Origin of the sequence: Hamadaea sp. NPDC051192 (assembly GCF_040682475.1) — a bacterium.
In the GTDB taxonomy this organism is placed as follows: Bacteria; Actinomycetota; Actinomycetes; order Mycobacteriales; family Micromonosporaceae; genus Hamadaea; species Hamadaea flava.
This window is the reverse complement of record NZ_JBFBAZ010000273.1, coordinates 1-3571: the sequence shown is the minus strand read 5'-3', so window position 1 is coordinate 3571 and position 3571 is coordinate 1. Positions and strand designations below refer to the sequence as shown.

The 3571-nt window shown below is 73.4% G+C and carries 4 protein-coding genes; 2 read left to right on the top strand and 2 right to left on the bottom strand.

Annotation, left to right across the window (positions count from 1 at the left end; genetic code table 11):
• Positions 1-167: 167 nt before the first annotated feature.
• Together AB0M47_RS42410 and AB0M47_RS42405 are read right to left on the bottom strand one after the other, a co-directional pair.
• Positions 168-791: a DUF2064 domain-containing protein gene (locus AB0M47_RS42410; protein ID WP_363424630.1), complete on the bottom strand. Its 624-nt coding sequence runs from the start codon at positions 789-791 to the stop codon at positions 168-170.
• A complete protein-coding gene (locus AB0M47_RS42405; protein ID WP_363424627.1) occupies positions 788-1438 on the bottom strand; it encodes a glycosyltransferase family 2 protein in 651 nt (216 codons plus the stop codon). Before AB0M47_RS42405 ends, AB0M47_RS42410 begins: the two co-directional genes overlap by 4 nt.
• Positions 1439-1551: 113 nt before the next feature.
• Between AB0M47_RS42405 and AB0M47_RS42400 the strand changes: the two genes are divergently transcribed.
• Positions 1552-2544 (top strand): NAD-dependent epimerase/dehydratase family protein, encoded by a 993-nt coding sequence (locus AB0M47_RS42400; protein ID WP_363424624.1) that lies wholly within the window; start codon positions 1552-1554, stop codon positions 2542-2544.
• Positions 2531-3571, top strand: a 1041-nt coding sequence (locus AB0M47_RS42395) for a hypothetical protein (protein ID WP_363424622.1), incomplete at its 3' end; no start/stop codon positions are given. The genes AB0M47_RS42400 and AB0M47_RS42395, both read left to right, overlap by 14 nt.

Below are 3571 nucleotides of genomic sequence, written 5' to 3'. Positions count from 1 at the left end.
GACGTCCAGCGTCGGCCCGCCGCACCGGTCGAGAACGCCGCGGTCGCCGGGCCGCAGCCGGTGCCACGCGCCGGTGTCGAGGTGGCGCAGCGAACGCCCGGCCAGGTCGAGCACATGCAACCGGGTGTCGCGCCGCAGCGCTCCACCGTAGAGGGCGAGGGCGGTGATCATCCGAGACACTTCGCTACGGCGGCGGCGAAGCGGCCGTCCGGACACTGCCGGGCGACCTCCATGGCGTCGGCGGCGGTGTCGACGTCGCGCAGCACGGGCAGGTCGACGACGCTCAGCCCGGTGGCCCGCAACCGTCGCAGCGTCCGCTCGCCGGTGTCCGGCCGGGAGGTCGGGATGCCCCGCAGCAGGTCGGCGTGGGCCGGATCGCGCAGGGTCAACGCCCACCAGCCGCCGTCCTCGGCCAGCCCGAGCGCGGCGTCCGCGACCTCGGCCGCCTTCGCCGCCTCGTCCAGCAGGGCCGGCGTCGCCTGCGGCGTGTCCATGCCGATCAACAGCGTCGCCGTTCCGGGCTCGGCGGTACGCGAGAACGCGTGCGCTAGGCGTACGTCGAGGTCACCGGTGCTCTGCGGGACGAGACGCCACTTCGTGCGCGGCCGCAGGGCACCGTCGGCGACCAGCGTCCGCCAGCGTGCCGAGCTGCCGTCGACGGCGTCGAGCGTGTCCTCGATCGCCGCGTACGCCAACGCCGCCGCCTGGTCGGGCGTGCACGGCGGGCAGAGGCGGGTCTTCACCCGGCCCGGCACGGGTTCCTTGGCCAGCACGAGCACCTGCGTCCTCATCCGGCCAGCACCTTGGTCATGTCCCGGACAGTGCGGGCGGTGCCGAGCACGGTACCGGTCACCTTCGACTTCGTGCCCTCGGCGCGCGGGGCGTACGCGACGGGCACCTCGGCGATGCGCCAGCCGGCCCGGGCGGCGGCGACGATCATCTCCAGTGGATAGCCGAACCGCCGGTCCCGCAGACCGAGTCCCAGCAACTCCGTTCGGCGGGCGGCCCGCATCGGACCGAGATCGTGGATGTCGACGTCCAGTTCGCCGCGCAGCCACCAGGCGAGTAGCCGGTTGGCCTGCTGGGCGTGCCACGGCCAGGCGCCGGGGCCGGGCGTACGCCGGCCGAGCATCAGGTCGGCCTGCCCGGCGACGACCGGTTCGACGACCCGTGGGAGGTCGCGCAGGTCGAACGAGCCGTCGGCGTCCACTATGCAGACCACGTCGGCGGTGGCCGCTTCGAGTCCGGCGTGGACGGCCGCGCCGAACCCGCGCTGCGGCACATGGACGACCTCGGCGTCGAACGCGCGGGCCACCGCGACCGAGTCGTCGGTCGATCCGTTGTCCGCCACGATGGCCCGGTAGCCGGTCGGCAGACCGGTCAGCACCAGCGGCAACGCGGCAGATTCATTGAGGCACGGCAATATAATGTCGACCATGAGGGGAACGTACCGTCGAATTACCCCGCATATTCTTAACGACTCCGGCGAAATCCTTACGAACCCGTGACACCTCCCCGGCGCAGCGCTCCGCGGCCCTTAACGTCAGAGGCGTGAAGGTTCTCGTGACCGGCGGGGCCGGGTTCATCGGCCGTTCCGTCGTCGATCTGCTGACCGCGTCCGGACACGACGTCCGCATCTTCGACCGGGCGCTGCCCGGCGGAGCCGACCTCCGCGACCCCGCCGCCGTGGATCGAGCGGTGTCCGGCGTCGACGCCGTCGTCCATCAGGCGGCCATGGTCGGCCTCGGCGTCGACCTGCAGGACCTGCCCGAGTACGCGGGCTGCAACGACCTGGGCACCGCCGTGCTGCTGGCGGCTATGGCCCGGCACGGCGTACGCCGGTTGGTGCTGGCCTCCTCCATGGTGGTCTACGGCGATGGGGCGTACACGTGCCTGGAGCATGGCCCGGTGCGGGCTGGAGTGCGCCACGAGCAGGATCTGAGCGCGGGCCGGTTCGAGCCCACCTGCCCGCAGTGCGGCGCGGGCGTGACGCCGGAGGTGATCGACGAGGACGCGGCGCTCGACCCCCGCAGCGTGTACGCGGCCACGAAGCTGGCTCAGGAGCACCTCGCGGCGGCCTGGGCGCACGCGTCGGGCAGCCGGTGCGCCGCCCTGCGCTACCACAACGTCTACGGTCCGGGAATGCCCCGAGACACCCCGTACGCCGGAGTCGCCGCGTTGTTCCGGTCGGCGCTCGCCGCAGGGCGTGCGCCACAGGTGTTCGAGGACGGCGGCCAGCGCCGCGACTTCGTCCACGTACGCGATGTCGCCGCCGCCAATCTGGCCGCACTGTCCTGGGTGGATGATCCGGAGACCGCGCCGTTCCGGGCCTTCAACATCGCCTCGGGCGCGCCCCGGACGGTCGGCGATCTGGCCGTCGCGTTGGCCGGCGTGATGGCCGGGCCGGATCCGGTCGTCACCGGGCAGTTCCGGGCGGGCGACGTCCGGCACATCGTCGCCTCACCCGCCCGCGCGGGCGCTGAACTCGGCTTCACCGCGGCCGTCCCGTTCGAGGCGGGGATGGCGGAGTTTGCGGCGGCCTGAGCTCCTCGTCCTGGCCGGCACGATCGCGCTGGTCGTGGCGGCGGTCCTCGTCGGACAGCACGTCGACGTCCAGGCCGCCACCGCTCCCCTGTACGCCCTCTGGCACCCCCATGCCGGCCCCGGAACCGTCCCCGCGGTCGCGATCGCAGCGCTGGTGATCTTCGCGCTGCCCACATCCTGGCCGTGGGGTCGCCTCATGGCGGCGTCCTACGCCGCCGCATTCGGCTGGACGCTGAGCCTCGCGCTGGTCGACGGCTGGCACGACGGGGTCGCCACTCGGCTGACCGTCGACGCGGAATACCTCGCCGCGCTCCCCCACGCCGGGGACATCCCCTCGATGATCCGCGAGTACGCCGACCGCGTCCTCGACTTCCAGCCCGATTCGTGGAACACGCAGGCGGCCGGGCATCCGCCCGGGGCATTGCTGGTCTTCGCCGGGCTCGACCGGATCGGGCTGGCAGGCGGCGTACCGGCGGCGTTGGCGTGCGTCGCGGTCGGATCGCTGGCTGCGGTGGCCGTCCCGGCCACGCTCCGCTCGCTGGGCTCCCCCGAGGTCGCCCGCGCCGCCGTGCCGTTCGTCATCCTGTTCCCCGGCGCGGTCTGGGTCGGCGTCTCCGCCGACGGCCTGTTCCTCGGGGTCACGTCGGTCGCGATCGCCCTGCTGGCCACCGGCCGTGCGGTCGGGGCGCTGCTGGCCGGAGTGCTCTTCGGATACGCGGTGTTCCTGTCGTACGGGCTGGTCCTGATGGCCTTCCTCGCCGTGGCGGTCGCCGTCGCCGCCCGGCGCTGGCGACCGCTGCTGTGGGCGTCGGCCGGCGCGGTGCTCCCGGTCGCCGCGTTCGCCGCCGCCGGGTTCTGGTGGTTCGACGGGTACGCCGCCGTCCGCGTGCGCTACTACCAGGGCATCGCCGCTCTGCGTCCGTACTGGTACTGGGTGTGGCCCGCTGTAGTGGTCGCCGTGGACACGCGCGGACGACACCCAGTCTTGTACGCCCGGGGCCAGGTCGCGTACGGGCAGGGCGAAGGG

What these genes read in the sequence shown, in the direction of transcription:
- AB0M47_RS42410 (WP_363424630.1), bottom strand. Translation starts at nt 791, where the DNA reads ATGAGGACGCAGGTGCTCGTGCTGGCCAAGGAACCCGTGCCGGGCCGG.
- AB0M47_RS42405 (WP_363424627.1), bottom strand. Translation starts at nt 1,438, where the DNA reads ATGGTCGACATTATATTGCCGTGCCTCAATGAATCTGCCGCGTTGCCG.